Source organism: Algoriphagus ornithinivorans (assembly GCF_900115305.1).
Taxonomy (GTDB): Bacteria; Bacteroidota; Bacteroidia; order Cytophagales; family Cyclobacteriaceae; genus Algoriphagus; species Algoriphagus ornithinivorans.
On the sequence record NZ_FOVW01000006.1, the window covers coordinates 159163 to 183746 of the forward strand.

General features: G+C 38.1%; 16 protein-coding genes and 2 pseudogenes. 6 read left to right on the forward strand and 12 right to left on the reverse strand.

Going from position 1 to position 24584, the window contains the following annotated elements; all coding sequences use genetic code 11:
• Positions 1 to 73: 73 nt before the first annotated feature.
• Positions 74 to 1279, forward strand: a complete 1206-nt coding sequence (locus tag BM073_RS10705; protein WP_091654325.1) for an acyl-CoA dehydrogenase family protein — start codon at positions 74 to 76, stop codon at positions 1277 to 1279.
• 106 nt (positions 1280 to 1385) lie between these two features.
• Here the strand turns inward: BM073_RS10705 and BM073_RS18235 are convergent.
• From BM073_RS18235 to BM073_RS10755, 10 genes and pseudogenes are all read right to left on the reverse strand, one after another.
• Positions 1386 to 1613: pseudogene (locus BM073_RS18235) on the reverse strand (hypothetical protein); the annotation flags it as partial.
• 226 nt (positions 1614 to 1839) lie between these two features.
• A complete protein-coding gene (locus tag BM073_RS10715; protein ID WP_091654003.1) occupies positions 1840 to 2982 on the reverse strand; it encodes a hypothetical protein in 1143 nt (380 codons plus the stop codon).
• Positions 2982 to 4754: a restriction system-associated AAA family ATPase gene (locus BM073_RS10720; protein WP_091654006.1), complete on the reverse strand. Its 1773-nt coding sequence runs from the start codon at positions 4752 to 4754 to the stop codon at positions 2982 to 2984. The genes BM073_RS10715 and BM073_RS10720 overlap by 1 nt, the downstream gene beginning before the upstream one ends.
• Positions 4751 to 6202 carry a restriction endonuclease subunit S gene (locus BM073_RS10725; protein WP_091654008.1) on the reverse strand — a complete coding sequence of 484 codons (1452 nt, stop codon included), beginning with the start codon at positions 6200 to 6202 and terminating at the stop codon, positions 4751 to 4753. The genes BM073_RS10720 and BM073_RS10725 overlap by 4 nt, the downstream gene beginning before the upstream one ends.
• Positions 6199 to 7794, reverse strand: coding sequence for a type I restriction-modification system subunit M (locus BM073_RS10730; protein ID WP_091654013.1), 1596 nt, complete (start codon positions 7792 to 7794; stop codon positions 6199 to 6201). The genes BM073_RS10725 and BM073_RS10730 overlap by 4 nt, the downstream gene beginning before the upstream one ends.
• Positions 7794 to 10589: a type I restriction endonuclease subunit R gene (locus BM073_RS10735; protein WP_091654015.1), complete on the reverse strand. Its 2796-nt coding sequence runs from the start codon at positions 10587 to 10589 to the stop codon at positions 7794 to 7796. Before BM073_RS10735 ends, BM073_RS10730 begins: the two co-directional genes overlap by 1 nt.
• A 1-nt stretch (position 10590) precedes the next feature.
• Positions 10591 to 10722: pseudogene (locus BM073_RS18240) on the reverse strand (transcriptional regulator); the annotation flags it as partial.
• A 274-nt stretch (positions 10723 to 10996) separates the two neighbouring features.
• Positions 10997 to 11647 (reverse strand): GIY-YIG nuclease family protein, encoded by a 651-nt coding sequence (locus BM073_RS10745; RefSeq protein WP_091654017.1) that lies wholly within the window; start codon positions 11645 to 11647, stop codon positions 10997 to 10999.
• 583 nt (positions 11648 to 12230) lie between these two features.
• The gene (locus tag BM073_RS10750) at positions 12231 to 15953 is read right to left on the reverse strand and encodes a T9SS type A sorting domain-containing protein (protein ID WP_091654019.1); all 3723 of its coding nucleotides are present in this window, start codon (positions 15951 to 15953) and stop codon (positions 12231 to 12233) included.
• A gap of 38 nt (positions 15954 to 15991) precedes the next feature.
• The gene (locus tag BM073_RS10755; RefSeq protein ID WP_091654020.1) at positions 15992 to 17074 is read right to left on the reverse strand and encodes a DUF1573 domain-containing protein; all 1083 of its coding nucleotides are present in this window, start codon (positions 17072 to 17074) and stop codon (positions 15992 to 15994) included.
• A gap of 70 nt (positions 17075 to 17144) precedes the next feature.
• Here BM073_RS10755 and trpS point away from each other — a divergent pair, with 70 nt between their 5' ends.
• Positions 17145 to 18119, forward strand: coding sequence for a tryptophan--tRNA ligase (trpS, locus tag BM073_RS10760; protein WP_091654022.1), 975 nt, complete (start codon positions 17145 to 17147; stop codon positions 18117 to 18119).
• Positions 18120 to 18828: 709 nt separating this feature from the next.
• On the opposite strand, the gene BM073_RS10765 is transcribed toward trpS, so the two are convergent.
• The gene (locus tag BM073_RS10765) at positions 18829 to 19251 is read right to left on the reverse strand and encodes a hypothetical protein (RefSeq protein ID WP_091654024.1); all 423 of its coding nucleotides are present in this window, start codon (positions 19249 to 19251) and stop codon (positions 18829 to 18831) included.
• An 80-nt stretch (positions 19252 to 19331) separates the two neighbouring features.
• Positions 19332 to 20300: a zinc-dependent alcohol dehydrogenase family protein gene (locus BM073_RS10770; protein WP_091654025.1), complete on the reverse strand. Its 969-nt coding sequence runs from the start codon at positions 20298 to 20300 to the stop codon at positions 19332 to 19334.
• A 368-nt stretch (positions 20301 to 20668) separates the two neighbouring features.
• Between BM073_RS10770 and BM073_RS10780 the strand changes: the two genes are divergently transcribed.
• From BM073_RS10780 to BM073_RS10795, 4 genes are read left to right on the forward strand one after another with little or no spacing between them, the layout of a single operon-like run.
• Positions 20669 to 21436: an SDR family NAD(P)-dependent oxidoreductase gene (locus BM073_RS10780; RefSeq protein ID WP_091654029.1), complete on the forward strand. Its 768-nt coding sequence runs from the start codon at positions 20669 to 20671 to the stop codon at positions 21434 to 21436.
• Positions 21437 to 21439: 3 nt separating this feature from the next.
• A complete protein-coding gene (locus BM073_RS10785; protein ID WP_091654030.1) occupies positions 21440 to 22648 on the forward strand; it encodes an acyl-CoA dehydrogenase family protein in 1209 nt (402 codons plus the stop codon).
• Positions 22645 to 23670 carry a phosphotransferase family protein gene (locus BM073_RS10790; protein ID WP_091654032.1) on the forward strand — a complete coding sequence of 342 codons (1026 nt, stop codon included), beginning with the start codon at positions 22645 to 22647 and terminating at the stop codon, positions 23668 to 23670. The genes BM073_RS10785 and BM073_RS10790 overlap by 4 nt, the downstream gene beginning before the upstream one ends.
• A gap of 1 nt (position 23671) precedes the next feature.
• Complete coding sequence (locus tag BM073_RS10795) at positions 23672 to 24547, forward strand: 3-hydroxyacyl-CoA dehydrogenase (RefSeq protein WP_091654034.1); 876 nt, start codon at positions 23672 to 23674, stop codon at positions 24545 to 24547.
• The last annotated feature ends 37 nt before the right edge of the window (positions 24548 to 24584 follow it).

Sequence of the window (24584 nt, forward strand, 5' to 3'; positions counted from 1 at the left end):
TTTACTTCGAAAGGCGGGAACACTTATTCTTCCCGACAAAAATCAGAGATTCATTTTAATAAACCAAAATACCATGGAGGCAGTAGAAATCCATAAGTCACAAAAGCAGGATACGTTTGAGGGGGTAGATTTTCTCGATTTGGACGATTTGCTCACTGAAGAGCATAAATTGATTCGAGGTTCCATTCGAGATTTCGTGAAAAAAGAAATTTCTCCATACATAGAGGACTGGGCTCAAAAAGCTCATTTTCCTTATGAAATAGTGAAGAAATTTGGTGATGTGGGTGCTTTTGGCCCTCAAATTCCAGAGGAATACGGAGGCGGCGGACTGGATTATATCGCCTATGGTTTGATCATGCAAGAAATTGAGCGTGGCGATTCTGGCATGAGATCTACAGCCTCAGTTCAGGGTTCTTTGGTCATGTATCCAATTTACAAGTTTGGTTCGGAGGAACAACGCAAAAAGTTCCTTCCTAAACTGGCATCAGGAGAAATGCTAGGCTGCTTCGGTTTGACTGAACCAGACCATGGTTCTAACCCATCAGGCATGACAACCAATTTCAAAGATATGGGAGATCACTACTTGCTCAATGGGGCAAAAATGTGGATTTCCAATTCTCCTAAAGCAGATATCGCTGTGGTTTGGGCTAAAAATGAAGAAGGTAGAATACATGGATTGATAGTAGAAAGAGGCATGGAAGGATTTTCTACGCCAGAGACACATAATAAGTGGTCTTTAAGAGCCTCCTGCACCGGTGAATTGGTTTTTGATAATGTCAAAGTACCAAAGGAAAACCTCCTACCCAATAAATCTGGTTTGGGAGCTCCTTTGATGTGTTTGGATTCGGCCCGCTTCGGAATTGCCTGGGGAGCCATCGGAGCTGCCATGGATTGCTATGAATCTGCCAGAAAATATGCTGCCGAGCGTATCCAATTTGATAAGCCTATTGCAAGCTTCCAGTTGGTTCAGAAGAAACTGGCAGAAATGCTGACCGAAATCACAAAAGCTCAATTACTAGCTTGGAAAGTGGGCAAAATGATGAATGAAGGCAAGGCTAAAACGGTGCATATTTCCATGGCAAAAAGAAACAATGTGGAAATGGCTCTACATATAGCCCGTGAAGCAAGACAAATTCACGGAGGCATGGGCATCACCGGAGAATACCCAATCATGAGACATATGATGAACCTAGAATCTGTGATCACCTATGAGGGAACCCATGACATTCATTTGCTGATTTTAGGTAATGAGATTACCGGGATTCCGGCTTTTAAATAAGGATTTTGTAAGAAATTGTGAACTCCCCATCCCGATTGTAATTGGGATGGGGAGTTGGGCCTTTTAAGAATTGCTTTTTTATAGAATTGCAAATTCTTTAGAATAGAACAGCATGGATGTAATCTTTGCTTGGTCTTGGAAGATATTCTATTCTCAATGGGAGAATATTTGGTTTGTAATAGAGAATGTAATCGGCTCGTTTTCTTGGTCCTCTAGCAATTAGCTTTCCCCTCACATAGATTTTACCTGCCGTTAAAGATATTTCCTCCAAAAGTTGAGTAGTCTTATCCCACCCTACTTTTTCCAAAGCTGGAGTGATAAACTTGGTATATATATCTCTTTCTGAAAGGTCTTTTTATTCATTTTTAAGGTTTTCTGTGGTTGAGGGGGGATTGAACGGAGTGTATATGCTGTCGTGGCTGACGATATGAAGCTTTGAATTATAAACCTTGATCTGTATTCGTGCTTTTATTCTCTTTTTTCAGCATTGGGGCAACCATACTCTTTGGCAAGCTTTGGTTTGAGTGCTGGCTTGTGCGGCTTGACAATGTGTATGGATGCTAGGCGTTGGCATTGAATATTCCTTTATCTCTACATTCAGTTAAAAATTGTGCTTTTAGGAATCCATAATTCGATAGTTTATTCGTTCCTGCTTCTTTGAGCTTAAACTCTACCCATTTTGAAAAGTCAGTAACCCCCATTTCTTTAGCATTATTAAATCCATCCACTACTGAATTAAACCATTCAAGACCTTCATTTTTATGGCAACACAATGCCTTATATCTTTCCTCAATTCCAAATACTCGTTTCCATGATTCAATCTGTTCTTCATTACCTTCAGACTTAATTTCGAGGTTAATGTCTTGAGGTTGTAAGTTTTTAATGTCCTTTGAGGTTAGTTCAACCTTGATTTCTAATTCCGGATGATTTTCAGAATAGGGATAGAAAGCCAATTGTCGATTATCTTCTTTCTTTAGAGGATCAATTTTTTTATAGTCCTCATAAATAGGATCATCAGTTAACTTATAGGTCGAATTGCACTCATGGCACATTGGAGCTAGATTTTTGAAATTCAACGAGTTGAATGGATATAAGCCTTTTGGTAAATAATGATCATAAGCATCACGATAAGAATGGTTATTTCCTTTGATAGGAAGAATTCCACAAAAAGGACAGACCTCTTCGTTGTTATCTGTCATAAAAGCTTCATAGTGGTCTGGTATGAGCTTTTTGGTTAATTGCCCAAAAGCGTCAAGATTAAATGGACTTTCAGGCCCATAAAGTTTTGAGTAAAATTCATTAATTGCTTTTTCAAGGCTTGGATATTTTGCCTTTATCTGAGCATAACTAATTGGTAGTTTCGACTTGTCACTGCACAAAAGTTCAATGTGGTTATTGTAATGATATAAATCAATGAGTTCAAGCTTATAAGCTTCATCAATCTTTGCGAACTCTGCATATATTTTTTCGATAGAACTATTAAATAAATACTCTGATTTACCTTTCTGCCCTTTTTTTGCAGTTGCAGGATCATAGTCAACATTACCAAAATCTTCATAAATCTGCTTCAAATCTGGATTTCCATTTAATTTTTCAGCATCAAATTCTCCATCTGCAAACAACCATACATCATAGAACAAAAAATCCAAGAACTCTTGAAGCTTTTCAATATCATGCTTAATGTATTTATAGGTGAACAGCATTACTTCATGTTGATTTGATCAAGGATTTCATTAATAAAAAGAACACGTTCGACTGACTCACCAATCTCGTTTTTAACTCGTCTTAATAAAGCTTCTTTATCTTGTGAGGTCTCCAACTCCTTTCTTAACTCGTCAATTTTGCTATTTGCATAAGCTCCAATGGTATCTGGCTTGTTGTAAACTTTAATTGTGATTTTATTTACAGACGAACCCAAAGTTTGAAAATCTGGGAACCGATTAGAAACTTTCTTTGATCCTTGATCCTTCTCAAATATGTGGACATACTTTGATTCGCTGTCTGAAACTAAATAAGGCGAATGAGTTGTAATTAGCATCTCTCGCATGACATCTTTTGATTGAGAAAAACAATGTCTGAGATTTGAGATGAACTTTGCTTTCCAGTCAGGGTTAAAATGCGTTTCAGGTTCATCTAAAAGAAATAACGCATTTTCATTTTTGAAAAGTAAACACAAACCTAAAGAATGCAGAAATTGATGCTCACCATCAGAAAGTTGTTTTGTAAAAAGCGACTTTTCCAGTCCTTTCTTTTTTATCCATAGGTTCTTGAACCGCAACACTCTGTCATCTTCAAGAGAATTTGGATAGATATCATGGTTAATGAAAATATTTTTAGATTGGTAAACTCTCTTTTTGTCCTTTTCATCAACTACATATGCGTTCAATTCTAACAACAACTGGAACAGTTGAAATAATTGGAGAGGGTTATCGGCAAAATGAAATCTAAAGGCTTCTTTGGTAGCTTCGGTTACTTTGAAATCAAGGACTAAATATTCTCGCCCTTCTTCATAATTTTCTAGTTCTATGTATTGATGTTCAAAACAGGTAGCACATTTTTTAAGTGCCTCAATGCTTCTTTTTAAGTTAGAGGTTAGTTCTGTTAAATGTCGTTTTTCTTCATGCAACTCTTCAATTGTGATTTCTTTATCTCTTAAAATATCTTCATGTAGCTCCAGATAGCGATCTTGGCAGATAATTAGGCGAAACTCATCAATATCTTCTAACTCTACATTCTCTAATAATGGGGCTAATTTATCATTTTCTGAGGTTGGTTCATGCATGAGAAGATTTGCTAATAGAATGGCTTGGCTAAACTCTTTATCCAAATAGATAAGTCTACCTTCTGGTTTTGGAGGATAACCATATGGCTCTTCAAAACGAAGTTTATCAGCATATTCATCATAATGAAGAAATCTGGTCTTGAAGAATGGCAAACTCAACAATTCATTTTCACCCGAGGAATATCCGAGAACATACTTAGGTAGTAATCTTTGAACTTCTTTTTTACTGAGATCCTCGTTTTTAGATGAATATTCATCTCTATTTAACCACGTTACTAAAGGTTTTTGTCCAGCTTGTTTTTCTATGAGAATGTGTGCTTTCGTGTCGTTGAAAACAACTTTTGGAGTTTCATCAAAAGTTTTATCAATCAATCTAACTGGCACGGGAATAAAATATTCAAGTTCAAAAGCATCAACTACTCCGACTGTATTGTCAAACCCTTTTTCATTTTCTTCATCCTTTAAAAATCCATCAGGTAAATAGTCATTGTACATGCAGTCCAAATGGTAGAAAATATTGGACAAGGCTTCAAGAATGTTTGACTTGCCACTACCATTTCGCCCTGCAAGAATATTAGGATTAAATTCATGTGAATGCTTGTAGTCAAAATCTCTAAGAAAGTAGATTTCAAAATCTTTTTGTAAAGATCTAAACCCCTGTTCATCCGTTATTTTAAGGCGAATGAGTTTCATGACCTGATTTTGAAAACTATTTGCTTATCCTTCTCATCGAGTTCCTGAACCAATAAGGATTCATTGCCTTCCAAAGATTTGAAAACAAATTCTTTCACACCTTCATACGGAACATAAACACCACGATCTGCAATGGCAGATTCCAACTGTTTGAATGAAAAGGAAATATTCTCAAAATCTTTTCTAATGATTTCGTCAATATGAACTTGATAATCTTGAAGTTCTACTTTGCCTTCCCATCTTGGGTCACCTATTGGTTCCATTTCTGGTTTTTCTTGTGTACTATCTTCCATATCTGAAATATCTACTTTACTTAAATCCAATTCTCCTTTGAATGCCCTTTGACTAAGACTGCCATACAGGTTTTGGAGCTCTTTTAAACTTGATTGAAATTGAATCTTGATTTTTTCGACTTTAAGCACAATTTCATCAAATTCTAATTGTAGCTCAACAGGTGGTTGTGGTACTTTGAAGTTTCTAAGAATGTTTAAGTTAATATTCTTTTGTGCAGCAGAAGGTGCATTTTTCTCTAGAATTCTTTGAAAGAAGGAGAATAGATGATGAACATATAAATTCGTTGCCTCTTTTGGATCAACAACAAACCCAACCACGCTATCAGGAAAGCAAGCGTTGAACGCAAGGATGCCCGTCTTGGCAATATTCGCGGCAATCGTGATACAAAGTGTACCTGCTGGCCACATCTTACTTTGTTTTAGACCTAATTCTGAATAAGTCTGTTTATATGTTGCAATGTATGTTCCTGAATTAGCAACATCACCAGTTTGTACCAGAGGATAAGGACCATTAAGTAGTTTGGGAGCGTTTCTAGGTCTATGCTTAGAAACACCCCTGTCGATTGTTCCAAATTTGGATAAAGAGACCATTTCCCATTCTTTTTCGTTTCGAACAGGATCCCCAAACATCTCCAAAAAGGTCGATCTCAACAACTCATCCAATAAGCCAATACTATCTTTTCGCTTTTGAATTAACGCTTCACATTCGGAAAGGATTTTTGCTATGCGTTTTTGGTCTTCAATCGTAGGTGGCAGCGGAATAATTATTTTTTCCAACTCTCTGCGAGTTAATTTACCTCTGGTTGTTCCTGTAATGTATTTATTAAGATTGGCATGGTTTAGATAGAAATAAAGATATTCTAAATGTGCTTTTCCATTTTCTTTAAGAACATGAGCATGGTTGTTTACCCAGCATTTTTCATTGACAATATAAGAGCATCTTTCTTGACTTCCCCAACTGCCACCATCTTCCGCTATACATAAAATTTTTTCATCAAAAATATATTCATCTATATAGTCCAGAATATTGTTTGCTCCAAAATATGGGTACAGGCCAATTTTCTTCTTTTCTGAACGCTCCCTTGAATTTAGTGGAACACGTTTGTTGTCTAAATTGAAGGTAAGATTTCCTAATGTTTCGTAAATGAACTTCATTGTATTACCTTCTTTAATTCCTCAAGCGAACTTATTATTTGATTTTCAAGACCATTTTCTCCTATAAGCTTTTCTAATATTTCATGTGGATTTTCATATTCAATCTCGTCAAAAACCTCATTTCGATATTTTGAATAACTTAAATCATAATCTGCTTCTACAATTTCCTCTTTTGGAACAAAGAAGTGTTTGCCTTCACGTGCATCTTCCTGTCGCGGGTCTCTATTCTTGAATTGAGTTATGATATCCTGTAAATCACCATATCCGCCTATTTTGGCGCGTTTGTCATCTAAAGTGTATCCATCAGATTCCATGTCATAAAACCAAACGTTTTCGGTCTCACCTCCTTTCGTAAAAACAAGAAGCGCGGTACTCACACCAGCATAGGGTTTAAAAACACCACTCGGACAAGTAACAACGGCTTTCAACTCGGCTTGCTCAATCATTAATTTTCTTGCCTCAACAAAAGCACCGCTTGTACCAAACAATACGCCTTGCGGAACTACAATTCCAGCAGTTCCTCCCATTTTAAGCATGTTGAAAATACGCTCAATAAAAAGCAGTTCTGTTTTAGTCGTTTTTAATTGGAGCTCTTCATGGATATCACCCTTATCAATATTTCCTGTAAATGGAGGGTTGGCAAGCACAATGTCATATTCAGAAGTTTCGTGATAGCTTTTACTAAGCGTGTCTTTGTAATCAATTTGAGGATTATCTATTCCATGCATCATGAGGTTCATTAACCCTAAACGCACCATAGTAGAATCTATATCATATCCGTATAAACTCTTACCCAATATTTCTTTTACGTCCTCAGTTAGCAGCGCACTCTTACTGTTTCGGATAAAACCATCTTCATCAGGAGTTCTTTTATCTTTTTCCTTATCAAGCTGAGTTACCATGTATTGATATGCACCTAACAAAAAGCCACCAGTTCCACAAGCAGGATCAGCTACCTTTTGACCCAATTTTGGATCAACCAAATCCACCAGTAATTTGATGATATGTCTTGGTGTTCTGAATTGTCCATTTTTACCAGCTGAAGCAATCTCACTTAGGAGCATTTCATACACATCCCCTTGAATATCCTGAAAATCTTGTCCCTTCTCATTAGAGTCCTTTTCCATCTCTTCGTATATCTCATCAATGGAAGAAATAGCCTCCTTTAGCAAAGATGGTTTTGGGATAATAAACACTGCATTGACCATATGCTGGGCGAAAAGAGAATCCTCTTTATCAAGTTTTTTTAGAAATGGGAACACAGCTCTTTGAATATGTGCCAACATTTCATCAGACGGTAGTCGCTTAAACTGGCTCCATCTTAAGGTTTGTTTTTCAATACCATTCTGCTGTTTTTCTTCATCCTCTTTGGTAAGGTAGAAAGTACCTTCGAATTTTGAGACATAAGGTTCTCCTGTAAATTCCGCATTTGCAAGAGCCTCTAAGTCATTTTCGTCCATTTTCTTCATGAACAGCAAATAGGTTATTTGCTCAATTGCAGTTAGAGGATTTGATATTCCACCACTCCAGAACTTGTTCCAGAGATCATCAATCTTTGCTGCTATTTGTGGATTGCTATTTATTAAGCTCATTATGCTGCGAATTTTTCCGTTAGTGTTAATAATTCTTTTATTTCCCCTGGGCTAAAAATGCCTCTTACGCCTTTCGGATGAATAATCGTGAAAGGAGCATGGATTAAATCCCTCTTTTCAATATTCCCTCTTTCTATAATGTAATCTCGCATCAGGTGCAAAAACTCAATTTGGCGAGTAGTCAATTGCGTATGTTCTTGTATAAATTGTTGAACTGCCTTACTGACCTGCTCATCAAAACTTTCTAGTATCTCAATACCCAAAATATGCTTGATGAACTGAATGAATTTTGCTTTTTGATGTTTGTAAACTTTGCGAAGCAAAGATTCAGTAATGTGAGGGTCTTCTTCATGAAGCTCCTCAGCAAGAAGATTTGTTTCTTCTTCTGAAATTATCTCACCAGCTTGGATTTTTTGCAGGATTGGGTTTTGCTTGGTAAGTTCTGCAATTTTTGCCTCTACCATTTCACGATACTTTGATATGCTCACAGCTTCATTCTGTGGGCCAAACTCTACCATTTCTTTGGTTTTCAACACATCAGAAAGATTCAGTTTGGCAGGGCCTTCATTTGTTAATTGTACTTCTCTAAATTTTATTAAAGGAGCAATAATTTCAGCAATTTCATCAAATCCAGAATCTTGAATGACTGACCAATAATGATTTGAAAGAATTTGTTTAATGAATGAAGCATGCCTTGCTACAATATTTACTGATAAAGGCAGCTCGCTCACCTGATTGATGATATTTTCTTTGAGAGCATCAAATTTTTCAGACTCTTCTGCTAAATGGGCAAGAGAGGTTTCTAAAACATCCTTTTGAAATCTCATGGATTTAAAGTCGGTTTGAGAAACAGTTCTGAATAATGGTTTAATAGTGTGCCTTAAAAATTCCAACTTTTCAGGCGTCAAATGATTCCAGAAAGAGTCATTCTCAATTTTTGCTAAATCAGCTCTAGAGTCTTGTATTACCACTGATTTTTTAGGTAGTTCTGCAATTTGTTCTCTGAGAAGTGTTATTTCCTTTTCTGAAATATCTTCACGATTTTTATCTAGTGCCTTTTCAATTTTATCAATTCTAAAACCCACAAAACGAACAGGTAAGGGAATTTGACTTTTAAGTTCTTTCCCTTTTGGATTCAGTTTGAAGTATTCAAAATTATCCCAACAATCCATAATCAGGAACACATCCTTTTCAGGACACCAGGGTTTTATTTTAGCAGGTTCTAACAACCTTGTTCCCCGTCCAATCATTTGCCAAAACTTAGTGTAAGAATACACAGGTTTTGCAAATACAAGATTCACCAATTCTCTAACATCAATTCCAGTATCTAACATGTCAACACTCACAGCCACCCGTGGCATATCATTGTGAGTAAATTGATGCAGAAGACCACCTTTGCCGTACACTCTTGGGTCATCAGAAACCATCACTTTGGCTAACTCTCCATGATATTCAGGATACAGCGCATCAAAAATCTGTTCAATACGTCTGGCGTGTGCCTTAGTAGCACAAAAGAAAATGGTTTTTCCAGGAAGTACACCATTTGGGTCTTTGATGCATTCCTCCATAAATTCTTTTACAATAGTCACGTTAGTACCTTTGTTCGTAACGGACTTTTCTAAGTCTGTTCCTTCAAAATTGATCTCAGCAACTTCTTTGCCCTCCAAAATCAACTTTTTTTGATCTTCAAGACTTATGGTGCGTTTACTTATTCCTTCTGCCTGAAATTTGGTTTGAATTTTCATTACTTGAAAACTACTCAGGTAAGGAGGAATATTATTTACCGCTTCCTCATAGGAATATGCAAAAGTTGGAAGCCCATCTTCACAATTGAAAAGTTCGAAAGTGTTGTGATCAATTACATCTGTGGGTGTAGCTGTTAATCCAAGTGTGATGGTGTTAAAATAATCTAGAACTTCTTGGTATGTGTTATAAATAGAACGATGACTTTCATCTACGACAATCAAATCAAAAAAGTGAGGCGATAAACTATTCTTTTCCTCTCGGATAATATTCAGCATTGTGGGATAAGTAGTAACGTAGATTCTCCTGTCTTTAGCTATTGACTTTTCACCAACCTTTGGCCATCTGGGCTCATTAGGTAAATGTTCTTTGAATGCATCCAATGCTTGATTTCGAAGAGCAATCCTATCAACCAGAAATAAAACCTTTTCAGCCCAACCAGCTCGCATTAGCGCATCAACCAATGCAATACAGGTTCTGGTTTTACCTGTCCCTGTCGCCATGACGAGAAGAAATTTACTTTTCTTCTGCTCCATGGCTTCCATAACTGAACGAATAGCGTGGATTTGATAATCCCTTCCCGCAATTGAAGTGTTAATCAATTCTGATGCAAGGGGCTTTCTATTTCTTCTAATATATTCGTATCGTTCGAGATCGTCTCTAGTAGGAAAGCCAATTACCTTTTTGGGTGGATAATTTCCCAAATCCCAAAAGAATATATCATGCCCATTAGTGTAAAAACAAAATGGCAATTCTCCACCATGTTCCTTTTGAATATTGTAGCAATATTGTTTAGCTTGTTCACGACCTATAGCGGCATCAGTAAAGGTTTTTTTTGCTTCAACAACGGCAATTGGCTTTCCATTTTTACCGAGTAACACGTAATCAGAGAATTGGTGACCTTGATAAGGTGTTAAAGGCTCATTAACACCATCAGGAAGATCAACCTTTATATCAAATTCAGAAATGACTTGAGTTTGGTCATGGATATTCCAGCCAGCTTGATAAAGCTGTTTGTCAATTAAATCTTTTCTAGTTTGAGCCTCGTTCATGTTAACTCTTTTTTGAGACTATCAATTCTTTTATGTCTACATCCAAAATGTTGGCTATTTCATTTAGAATTTCAAGTCTTGGTTGTTGCCTGTTTTGCACATATCCATTCACCATATTATAACTCTTGCCAAGTTTCTGCGCTAATCAAGTTTGCTAATTTTCTTTTTCCTCAAGCACTTATTTCATTCGGTTCAAGTCCGCACTAATTAAAGTTTTTAAAAAGCTCGAAATTTCTCTTTATCCCGTTTTTCAATATAGTTTTATTAGATTTCTTTTTAGTCTTTCCATGTGAAGGCAAAAAAATTAGATCTTTTTGTTTTTTTAAGTTGTTTCTGATAGCTACCAGGATATATGCTGGTCTAATCTATAATTAATACCATCAACCGCCAATGAGTCAAACGACTTCTTACATATTGTATTTTTCTTTAAGTCCAAGTTTTTCAATGCGCGAATTAATTGCTCCATTATTACGACCAAAAATCTCAATTAACTCTGAAATTGACTTTCCTTCGCAAAAATATAATTCCAATTGCTCGTCATCTTCTTTCGCCCATCTTTCATACGCATTTTTATATTTTCTCTGCTTCTCCGATTTCGAGTACGCTTTAGTTTCACCACGTTTTCCTTTAATACTATATTTAGGTTTCAATTTATCAAATAACCTTTCTTCAAGTTCTTTACGTCCCAGGTCAACTAAAATATAGGACATTGTTAAATGGTTAATTATTAGATCATTCAAAAGCAGCTCAATGTCATCTGTGAAGCTTTTTCGCGCACTTGCTTTTTCATAATTTGGCAGTTCAGAGAAGTGAGAATTTCCCAAATTTCTTCTAACTGTTTGATTTTTAGTATTTAAAATGTCAGCCATTCTACCTTTCAGACTTCCTGTTTCTCCTATGTAACATATCTCTCCATCTTCTCTAAAAAGATACACAGCCGATTCGCTAGGAAATGAATTTGCCCATTTACGAGTTAATTCAATTGCGTGTCTCTCCGATTCAATCAGCAATTTATGTTCAAGCTTAAGCAAATATTCTTCTATTTCCGTTTTGGTCATTTAGATTACTATTTCTTAATATGATAGGTAAAGGCTAATTAATACTTTCAATAATATCTTTGCCTTTGTCTTCGGTTCCTCAAATCTTAACCCGAAAAATTCTCCTTTTCCCTTTTTGATTTACGTTTGGACCTAATAGGATTTGAAAAATTAAAATCTCTCCGACACATCGAACTTTATTTTCAAACCCAACTACACCGAATCAGCTTTCGGTTAATGTGGTCAAATCTCGGAAAAACAGCTTCATCCCAAAACTCTACAAAGAATCTGAACTAAAAATAAAGATTTTGGAAAAAAGTCTACCAACCTTTTGAAAAAATTTTTCGTTTTCAGTGGTGAAATGAATATGGATTACTTTGAATAGTAACATTCGCTGATTTTACTATATTTATTCTAGCTGGAAGTTGGAAGTATTCGGATTCTGAACCTTTTGCTTAATTTCAGTAATTCCATTCTATTACTTTATTAAATCCCTCCGTGAGATCAGACAGGAAGCAATTGGGAGGCAAAGCAGAATAAGGAAAATACTGCTTTCAGAAAAGCAGCTTAACAAAATCTCTCTACTCATTGACAGACTTATTTTTCAATCCAACTTGATCAATTTACCTATCAACACTTTTTGATCAATACTGAAGACCATGACGCTATAAGTACCGGAAGGCAAAAGGCTTACATCTAAATTGATTTCACTCAAATTAGCGCTTATTAGAATAATTTGCTGACTTACATTTTTTCCTGAAAGATCGAAAATAGAGACAGTATTGGAGTCTAGCTCCCATTCACCTTCCGCCATTAATTTGACATGGTTCTTCGCTGGATTGGGATAAACTTTCAGGTTTTCCACTAGCAACTTACCTCCAGGCAAGCCCGCTATAGTCATCACAACTTCTTTCAACATCGCTGTGCACCCTACTTCATTGGTGACCTGAACTTTATAGGTACCCATAGCAGTAACTTTCAGCTCTCTTTGGGTAGCCCCAGCAATTTTTTCTCCATCCTTAAACCATTGATAGGAAGCCATTCCCTCCGGCGCCCTTAGGATATCTCCATCCACTTTAATCTCACCACCAGGGCTTTCTTTTAGGCTAACTTCCAAAGGCAAACTTTCCGATAGACAAGCACCGATATATCGAATTACCGCTTGATACTTCCCCCCTTCTTTGATTTCAAGCTTTTTACTTTTCTCGCCGACTATTTCCTGACCGTTTCTAAACCACTTCAGCACCTCAAAATCCTGAGTACTTTCAACCTCCAGAATACCAGTTGCTCCTGCACAAAGCGCTTGATTTCCCACCACTTTTGGTTTAGCGGTTTCTACTCCCACTACCTTCACCTGAGTGGTAGCTTCTTTGATATTGCCGGAAGGATCTTTTGCAGTTACTTTCACTGGAATGGTTTTCCCAATGTCCTCGCAACCAAACTCTGATCTACTTAAAGTCAAAGAACTGATAGAGCATATATCTCTGGCTTCAATGACCAGATCAGATGTTTTCAAAATCCCTTTTCCCGTTTCCAGTTTCACCTCCAATTGGAATGATTCTTTGACTGTTAAAACCGGAGCTAGCGTATCTTTGACAAGCACAATGATCGTGTACTCAGAAAGCAGATCATTTCCTGATTTGATCTCCAATTTGACTTCATTGGTTCCTACATTTTCACAGGTGAAGCGATTTTTTGAAAAAATGTAGGTGTATTTTTCAAGTTCAGCATTCCAATTATCAAATAGTGATTTTGGGCCTAGCTCAGCAATTCCATTGGGATTCAAAATCAGGATGATTTCTTTTTTAATCACCGCAAATGGATCATCGCCTTGAGTTAGACTTGTTTTCTTACTGAATACAGGACATCCATTGGGCAAGGGTTTTACTTTGGTGAAATACTGACCTGGCTTAGATACTTCTATACTTTTCCCAAATTGGTTTGCAATCACCTCCTCATTGTAATACCATGCCAAGACCTCATAATCAAATTCATTACCCAAAGTCACCAACTTTTGCTGGCCAAAAGGAATTTGAGTTCCTGAAGCAGGACTAATAGACAATTCCTTGGATTGGAAAGATTGGAGTTCGAATTCAACTTCAATGAAAGACTGATTCCCGGATGAGTCAATGCCGAAGATTTTCACCACATGCTTCTTTCCAACATCCTCACAGGTAAAGCTTTGCTTGCTTAATTCGTATCTGATCTCTCCGCAATTATCAAAAGCCGAGGCTAGGAAGTCTTCTGGTTTTAACTCCAGTTTTCCCACAATCAGATCCAATTTTTGGGTCGGTGTTTTACCAACCAATTTTGGAGGAATTTTATCCAGCACAGCGACAAGCACCACTTTGGTCCAAGTATTTCCTTTATCATCCTTTACTTGGATTTCCACCTCACTCCCAGCCAAATCGGCACAGGAAAAATTGATATCTCTGGAAAAGGTAATTGTCCAATTTGCCTGAATGGTGTTGTTGAAATAATCTTGAGTTTTGGTATTTGCATTTCCGTTCTCATTTAACTCAACAGTAATTTTCTCCTTGAATTGAGGAGCAATCACTTCGCTGGTTTGGGAAAGCTCAACCATCACTCTAAAAGAATCTCCATAGACTCTTCGCTCTACCTTTTCAAGATCATAATTGCTATTCAGCACAGGGAATGCATAAACAGGATCAAAGTCAATCTGGGCAAATGTCTTTCCTCCGTCTTGGATCTTTTTCAGATTGACTTCCAAATGTCCATAGTGTTTCCCCCCATCTTTTAAAAGAGGAGTAGCTCCGGAAGTGTCCCATTGTTCGGGTTCATTCTGATCAGCTGTCCATTTTTTATAAGGATTATAATTGAGTAACTCCAGCGGATTTCTGAGCCAATTTCGCTTTTCTCCCCGCATTCCATCACCCGCAACTCCTACATCATAGTACAAGACTCCTTTTCCATCCCCATCCAAATCTACCAGGCTTCTCTCAAATAGCTCATCATGTCCTGCCAATACAGCTATTACCCCATTGGCTTCAAAAAGTGGATGTAATACTCTCAATGGAGTTCCTCCTTGACCGGTAGCCAATTCATGATTCATAGGAACTCCATGCTCACCCGAACTAAAAGGAATATGATGAAACTGCACAAAAATCAACTGACCGGCTTCTTTTGCGCTTTTCAAATTTGCCTCTAACCAAACATATTGCTCTGAACCCGGACCAAAGCCACTCAAATCCGTTCCTCCTGCTGCGGCATATTGTGAGGCGGTAAAGTTTTCCTGAGTATCTGTTCCATCCACAGTATATTCCTGGTTTTTCAGTCTGGAATTCTCTGGAAAATCACTGCGGCTTTGATCAGGTGTGCCATTGGAGGAATCTAGTGTCAAAATAGTCACAGGACCATAATCTACTCTGTAATAGCTCTGCCTATGCTTCTGTAAGGGATCTGATGAAGGTGTTTCAAAATAGGCATGAAAGCGTTTTCTTCCCACCACTGGAGCAAACTGACCATTTTCATTATTCCCATATCCCCCACTGATACCACCAAAATTTTCCCAATTACCCAAAGCAGGAATGATGGGATACTTGCTCAAGCCATTATCAAAATCCCCCGCATTATGTCTCCAAAATTCATCCCATGCTGGCTGGTAACCTCCTCCCTGAACCAAGTCACCCGGCATCACAATGAAGTTGGGGTTTCTGGAATTGATGATTTTCAGATTTTGGGCATAGCCTTCTTTTTCAGTTAAGGCATAGTTGAGAATAGGTATCCCCTGTTCTACAGTTACTCCAAACTTATCCTTCCATTTACTGGAATTGGCGGAGGGTCTATAACTCAAGTCTCTGGGAAACCACGCTCTTCGATTGACTCTACCCAATGGCTCTGTTTCGCTATCGGATAATGCTATAAATCGAATATTTTCCCAATTACTTTTATCTGGCGCTGTGGTGAAATTTGACTCAAATACGGCCCCATTCCGAATAACTTGGTAACGATAGGTATGATTTGTTTTGAGGTTGGTTAGCTGAACTCTAAACCTAAATACCTGAGCCTGATAAAGCCAACTGCCCTTATCCAAGCCATCAATACTTTGGTTTAATTCTTGGCTGGTGTAAAAAATTTCCGGTACCTCTTCCCCATTGATTGTTTGACTCAAAACCAGGGTTCCCTGATTATCAAAAACCTTAATTTCAGAGGCTGTATTGGAACTGGTAAACCAGGATATCTGAACTTTTCCATCCTGGAAAACCTGCAAGTAGGGTTTTACACGGAATGTAGGTTCTGCAACTCTAACAAAAGAGCCTGAAAAGATTAAGAAAGCCAGGAAAAATAAAAATCTAAGCGGTTTCATAGCGCAGAATTTAATGAAAAACCCACTCAGAATTCCTCCTATTTAACCCTGGATTTAAGTATCAATGATTGAACAGGGTTTAAGGGATCATTGCTGAAAATGTAAATATTCCTTTGATCTATTCCTTTTCTTCCTTTAGGGTCAAAGGTAATTTGTAATTCAACAGTCTCCCCGGGATTAATCTGAGTTTTTGGTAAACTTAAAGTTAAGCAATTACAATTACCCTGTACCTTTCTTATTTCCAAAATTTCTTTTCCCTTGTTTGTGAGACTCACTGTTTTGTTCACAATTTCATTAGCGGGGATTTCTTTCAGATCGATTTCCACAGGGCTAATGGATAAATTAGCTACACTCCCTAGCTCCTCTCTGGAGAATGGAGGAAAGTATTCGAATATATTGGCAATAATTTCCAAGCTGATTTCCTCTCCATTTCTGAAGGAAAACTGAAATTGATCTTCAAAAAAACCTAAATCATTTTTCTTGTCACCATAATAGACCAGTTTCAAAATACCTCTTTCATTCGACCTTACAGAATCATACTCCATAGAAAGCTGAATATGTTCCGGTCCTTTATACTGAAACTGTTTGCTATTCAGCGTTTTTTTGGAAAAGTTATAAAACTCAATCTCCTTGATTTTAGGCTCATTTGTAAAAACATCCCCCATATTGACTTTATCGAGTCTAAAGCCTACTCCTTGTTGTTTTTTGGGATATTCAAGTTCGGGATTCTGAGGATACGGGATAGCTGTTCCTTCAATAAAAAGTGTATCGGAAGTTCCGGCAAGATTGCCTTTTACTACAATCATTCTGGAGAAAAAGCCTGCTGCAGAACTGGGATCCAAAGAAACAATCACAGAACCCTTTTCCCCTACTTTCAAACTATCCTGGGTAAAGTCGACGGTGGTACATCCACAATCGGTATATACTTTTTCAATTACAAAAATCGAATCCTGGGTATGGGTGAATTTAAACTCAGCGGTCACAGGACCTTGCTCTTCCAGAATAGTACCCAAATCGATTTTATTGATCTCCCAAATTAATTTAGGAGTCTGAGCCTTACCAATTTGTGACCCAAAAATGAAAATCAGGCAGCTGAAAAGGGTTTTTATATTCGTATTCATACCAACAAATAACGTATAAATCCAACCGAATTGTAGGCTGTTTTACTTATTTTGCGCCAAAATTAGACCAATGGCAAGAGTACTGACAGGAATACAAAGTAGTGGAAGACCCCATTTGGGAAATATTCTTGGGGCAATCGTTCCTGCTATCCAATTAGCGAAGGAAAACCAGGAAGAATCATACATTTTTATTGCAGATTTTCATTCTTTGACCAGTTCCAAAGACAGCGAGCTTCGTAAGCAGAATACTTTGGCAGTGGCAGCCGCTTGGTTAGCTTTTGGTCTGGATATTTCAAAGACAGTTTTCTATAGACAATCAAGAAGGCCGGAAGTGGCAGAACTCACTTGGTATTTGAACTGCTTTACTCCTTTCCCTATGCTTGCCAATGCACATAGCTTTAAGGATAAATCGGAGCGATTGGCTGATGTAAATGCCGGTCTCTTTACCTATCCTGTTCTGATGGCTGCGGATATATTATTGTATTCTGCCGATTTGGTGCCAGTTGGGAAAGATCAGATGCAGCATCTTGAGATGACCCGAGATATTGCTTCTACATTCAACAGGATTATTGGAGAAGATCTTTTGACCATTCCTGAGGCAAGAATTTCAGAATCAGTAAAAACTATCCCTGGAACGGATGGGCAGAAAATGTCCAAATCTTACAATAACTACATCGATATTTTCCTTCCTGAAAAGCAGTTGAAAAAGGTGGTCAATACGATTGTCACTGACAGCACTCCTTTGGAAGAGCCTAAGGATCCTGATACCTGTAATGTATACAAGTTATATAGCCTTATCGCTTCAGAAACCCAGACTCAAGAAATGAGAGCAAAATATCAGGGTGGAAACTATGGCTATGGACATGCCAAAAAGGAATTTTTTGAATTGATCCTAACGAAGTATGCTGAGGAAAGAAAGGCCTTTGACTTTTACATGTCAAACCCCAAAGAAATTGAAGAAAAGCTGGCGGCAGGCGAAGAAAAGGCCAGGCAGGTAGGGGAAAAGTTACTTAATCAAGTAAGAGAAAAATTAGGGTTTAGGTAAAAAATAAGAGGCTGTCTCATTAAAAGCTCCAATGTCAGCCTGAGTCTTAAACATTCTTCGGACATACAAAAAAATGATATGACAGAGTCATCCAAAATGGATTCGTCAATTGTTCTTTTGCAACAGAAAACCATTCCTTTTAGAAAAAACTTTATAATGAGGACGCGGTGGGCTGACGCAGCAGCGGGCCAGCGTCCGGCCTAGTGCGCCTGCCTGCCAACGGCAGGGTTGGAGCTTCCTGGCGCACTTTCTGGCTCAAAAACTTTCGTTTTTGCCCTGTCTTGTCCCGTACGGCTGTCGGGATTGGTTCTTTCGCTTCAAGGCAAAAGAACAAAGAGAAAAAAGAAAATGATTAATTGAAATAGCAGGATTTTAAGTTATCTAAACTTACTTTCCACAATAAAAAAATCCGAAATAAGTGAAATTTCGGATTTTAATTAGCAGCTGAATCGAAGGTCATTTCTATCGTTTTGACCTACATTACGAACCTGTACAATTGACTGGACTCTCAATGTGACAAATTGCACTTTTTAGACAGCTTTTTAATTTTATATGAACATCCGCTTTCTTATCAGTAATAAGATTTATATGGCCTAATATTAGCCCAGAGGATCAGAATCCGGAAGCTTCGGTCATCGGTCATCGGTCTTCCAATCGGTCAAGCAAAGAAAATATGGTAATTGCCAAGATTGCGGATAATCAGATTATTTTATCGGCTTCTCCAAAGATCTTTTAACTGTCTTCCATTGATCAGCATCACGAATCTAGCTGGATTAGGAACTAGCACAATCCTCACATCCTGCCTGTCAAATTGATCTGATTCAATTGGAACGCCTTCTTGACCTCCTACTTCATAACTGATTATACCATTAGCATCCGGTAATAAGGGCTTGTATTTATTAGCGATATAAGCCGTTGGAAGAAGAATATCAGTATCCGATTTCAACACGGAGTAAATTTTTTCTAATTCTTTTTCTAAAACTTTCTCATAATCCTCATTGAAATCATCCTCCAAGTCATGGATCTCCTCTTCAAGATCATCGTAATCTTCATGATTATAATCCATCTGCGCGAGTTGATTTCTTTTTTCAACAATTTCGGTTAGCTCTTTATCCAGCTTGTCCCAATTCATTACGTTCTGTCTTTTTGTTTTAGTTTTCAAAGTACAAAGATGGCCATTCCCTTTTTTTATAAAGAATGATTTGCGAGAAATTAACTCACTAAGAGAATTTTTCCATTTCTACCCGGCATTTCATAGGAATTCAGAGCCTCTTTGAATGCTGCCAAAGGGAATTTTCCTGCGATATCAATTTTGGAATCATCTTTCATCAAAAAGCCAAAAACTTTCAAAAAGGCCTGACCTCTAGTCTTTGGATCAGTTTCATCCATCCAAGTGCTCAACCAAAATCCCTCAATTTGAAGGTTATTGAAAATCATTAAACCGCTGTTAACAGGCATATTTTCCAAACTCAATGCCCCAAAAACCATCATTTTCCCTTTAGGGCGAAGTGAAGCTAGTGCTTTAGCTCCCAAGGTCCCTCCTACCGCATCGAATACCACGTGAACTCCACCATCTGTCTTTTCCGGCAATACTTTTTGTATTTTTTCCTTTTCAGAATTGATCACTAAATCTGCACCCATTTTTTCCAAATACTCGATTTGGTCATCATGCCTCACAGTGGCAGCCACCTTGATCCCTCTTTCTTTGGCCATCTGAAGCGCAAACTTCCCAAATGCAGAAGCTCCTGCTGTGATCAGCAACCAGTCTCCCTCTTTCAGACCTGATTTCTCCAGCATTCCATAAGCCGTCATGGGATTAACAAAAGCCTGGCAAGCCACCTCATCCGGCATACCTTCCGGAATGGGGATCGCTAAAGATGCAGGAACACATACATATTCTTTCCAAGTACCGATTGCGGAAAACATTACTCTGGTCCCTTCTTTCAAAATTCCTCCGGCATCTCCTTTTTCCACAACACCTGCTGCTTCAAATCCAGCACTGCTTGGTAATACCGGAGTGATTCCATACATCCCTCTGATAAACATGATATCCGATGGGTTGATATTCCTGGCAGTGACTTTAATCAACACTTGGCCTTCTTTAGGCTGAGGCATTGGAGATTCTTTCAGTTCAAGGACTTCTGATGGAAGACCGGTTTTTTCAAAAATTACTTCTTTCATCTGTTAATAATATTATGTTTTTCGTTTTAATAATTTGGATTAGATAATCACTCTGGAAGTTCTATCAATTTCTGAATGACTGTTCAACATTTAATTAGTTTCAAATACAAGAAAATCAAGATCCTTGGATGCCTTTCTTTCTGGTTTTCAGATCTATCAATTTTTTCTAGAATAAAATTTACTTCCTACCATTTTCCCTCTGGCCAAAAGATTTTGTTTTCCAAAAACTGCAAATCAGGTCGCCAAACAATTTTCTCCAGACAATTCAGGAAAAAATAAGAACTAAAACTAGGAATATATTAGCTGATAGCCCTACCATCAGCCCGATTTTTTTCTATCTTGAACAAGAGATAAAAAATAAACTTTCAATGGATTTATCAAGCGTTTTTTCATTAGACAACAAAGTAGCTCTGATAACTGGAGCATCCAAAGGGATTGGATTGGCAATTGCCGAAATATTTGCAGCAGCAGGTGCAAAAGTGGTTATTAGCAGTAGAAAGCAAGAAGCTTTGGATGATATGGCCAACCACCTTAAATCACGTGGCTATGAGGCTACTGGAATAGCCTGTAATGTGGGGAATATGGAAGAGCTTCCTCAATTGGTGGAAAAAACAGTGGAGAAATATGGTCAAATTGATATTCTGGTCAATAACGCTGCTTCCAACCCTGCCTTTGGTCCTGTTCACGAAACCAGTTTGGAAGCATTTGACAAAATCATGGATGTCAATGTAAAAGCTCCTTTTGAGCTTACCCGGCTCTGCTTTCCGCACCTTCGCAAATCATCCAATGCCTCAGTGATTAATATCAGTTCCATTGGAGGAATATCACCTGAACATGGACTTGGAATTTACTCGGTGAGCAAAGCTGCTTTAATTTCGCTGACAAAAGTATATGCAAAGGAATGGGGAGATGCCAAAATCAGAGTAAATGCCATCTGCCCTGGCTTGATCCAAACGAAGTTTTCTGAAGCACTTTGGAGTAATGATAAAATCATGTCCATGGTGATGAAGCAGCTCGCGATCAAGCGTGCCGGTACAAGTGAAGAAATCGGAGCAATGGCCTTGTTTTTAGCTTCCTCGGCCTCTTCTTACACTACAGGAGGAGTTTTTACGGCTGATGGAGGATTTACTATTTAATGTATGATTGATTCGAAAAATAAACCCAAAACCGATCTTGCTGGCATTTTAAATCAATACAGGGATTTTGTAAAGCAAGAGCTATTTCCTATTGATTTGAAAGTTGTCCAAGGACCTTTTAAGTCTTACTTACCTCAATTAAATGCCTTGAGAGAAAAGGCGAAAAAGCTCGGCTTATTTGCGCCTCATCTTTCCGAAAAAGAAGGAGGCTTAGGACTGAGTCTTTTGGAATTTGCTCATGTGTCAGAAATTCTGGGTCAAAGCCCGCTAGGACATTACGTTTTCAATTGCAATGCACCGGATATAGGGAACATGGAGTTGTTGCATTTATTTGGCTCAGATTTCCAGAAGGAAAAGTTTTTGAAACCTTTACAAAAAGGAGAAATCAGAAGTTGCTTTGCGATGACAGAGCCTGAAAATGCAGGCAGTAATCCTGTCAATCTGAGTACCGTAGCCCAACGAGAAGGAGATCATTATATCATCAATGGTCACAAATGGTTTACCACAGCTGCTGATGGAGCATCATTTACGATAGTCATGGCTGTGACCAATCCGGAAGCAGATTCACCTTATCAAAAGGCAAGTATGGTGATCGTTCCTTTGGATAATCCTGGTTATCAATTAGTACGAAACATCCCTATTATGGGAGAAGCTGGTGAAGATTATTTTTCTCATGCCGAAGTAAAATTCACAGATTGCAAAGTTCCTGCAAATCATTTGATTGGAGAAGAAGGCCAAGGTTTTGTACTAGCTCAGGAAAGATTAGGGCCTGGCAGAATTCATCATTGCATGAGATGGATAGGCATTTGTGAACGCGTATTTTCTATGATGTGCCAGAGAGCAGTTGATAGAGAGCTGTCACCGGGCAAAAGTCTTGCGGAAAAGCAAACCATTCAAAATTGGATAGCTGAAAGTAGAGCTGAAATCAATGCGAGCAGATTGATGGTGCTGGATACTGCCCGAAAAATGGAAGAGCAAGGTGCCAAAGCTGCCAAGGAGGAGATTTCCACTATCAAATTTTTTGTAGCCGATGTATTGATGAAAGTAATAGACAGAGCGATTCAGGTACATGGAGCTTTGGGTGTCACTGATGATACGCTACTTTCTTTTTGGTACAGACATGAAAGAGGAGCCAGAATTTACGATGGACCGGATGAGGTACATAAATCCTCTCTGGCAAGAAGCATTTTGAAAAATTACCAGCGCAAATGAAAGAGCTAGAATTTGATAAACTCAAGGAATTGTTGCATGAAAAGTTTAATTGGGATCCTTCTACCATAGAAATCAAAGCGCTATCAGGGGGTTTTTCGAATCTCACTTTCCTGGTACAAACTCCCACCCATCGCTATGCGCTGAGACGACCACCCTTTGGTTATCAGATCAGCAGTGCCCATGACATGGTCAGGGAAAGCAATGTATTGGAAGCATTGCAACGAGCAGGATACTCCAAAAGTCCCAAACCAGTTTTACTTTTTGAAGATGAGACAGTTTTAGGATCGCCATTTTTCATGATGGAATTTGTTGAGGGTATTGTCTTGAGAAATAAAATACCCCAAGGAGTTCAAATCACTGAGTCTGATTTCCTAAATCTATCCAAACATACCTTAGATACCCTTTTAGAGCTACATCATTTGGAGCTGAATCGATCTGGCCTTATTAATCTAGGAAAGCCGGAAGGATATGTCAACAGGCAAGTTTTGGGTTGGGCGGACCGTTACTCCCGCGCAGCAACAGAGGTGATTCCAGAAATGGAGAAAACCTCAGAATGGTTGAAATTAAATATTCCCGATCAAGAAAATGTGGGTTTCATCCACAATGATTTTAAGTATGATAATCTGGTCTTGGACCCGAATAATATCACTGAAATCAAAGCTCTTTTGGATTGGGAAATGGCAACTGTGGGGGATCCATTGATGGACCTGGGGACAAGTTTGGCTTATTGGGCAGAATCAGATGATCCTGAAATCCTCAAGATGTTTAACCTGACTCATCTTCCCGGAAACTTCACGAGAAAGGAAGTTATCTCCTATTATGATTTACACAGTGGACTTGATTTGAGCAATATCCTTTTCTATTACGTCTTTGGGCTTTTTAAGGTAGGAGTAATTGCCCAGCAGATTTATAAAAGGTATAAGTTGGGACAGGCTGCTGACCCTCGATTTGCAGCTTTGATTGAAGTAGTAAAGGCAGCAGGAAAGAAAGCTAAAAACAGTATCATCACAGAAAATATTTAATATGGAAATCCAAATCGTTAGTATCATTGGAGCAGGAACCTTGGGATCCCGGATAGCATTACAGGCAGCTATTTCAGGGTATCAGGTTTCAATTTTTGACATTACAGATAAAGCGCTTGATTTTTCATTTGAAACAATGAAAAAGATATTGGCACAACTCGATAAAGGAGGTCACCTGAAGGAAAATCCGGAAAAAATTCTTTCTAGGGTTTACTTTACTTTAGATCCAGAAAAGGCTGTAAAAGACGCAGATCTAATCAATGAAAGTGTCACAGAAGACATTGAACTGAAAAAGAAAGTATGGAAGCAGTTTGGTGAATTAGCACCTGAAAAAACTATCCTTACTACGAATACATCCTACTTGCTTCCTTCCATGTTTGCCGATATATCGGGTAAGCCTTCGAAATTTTGTGCTTTACACTTTCATGACGTTTTCTATTCTCGGGTTGTAGACATCATGCCTCATCCCGGAACTGACCCAAGTCTGATTCCTTTGTTGGAGAAATTTGGAAGAAGTTTGAATCAAGTTCCAGTTTTAGTGAAAAAGGAAAACCCTGGATATATTTTTAATACCATGCTATTAGCCTTGATAGGTGCAGCCGGTAAGTTATTAACAGGAGAAGTAGCCTCCGTTGAAGATATCGACAAATCTTGGATGGTCAACTTCCATATGCCAATGGGGCCTTTTGGAATTTTGGATAGCATTGGATTGGATACAGCTTGGCATGTGACCAAATCCAGAGAAGACTCAGCATCTAAAGCATTCGCGGCACATCTCAAAACTTATATTGATCAAGGAAAACTGGGGGAGAAAACAGGGGAAGGATTCTATAAATATCCCAATCCAGCATATAAAGACCCTAAATTTATACAGTAAATATTCGGTCTTATTTTTATTTAATCGGCTATTATTA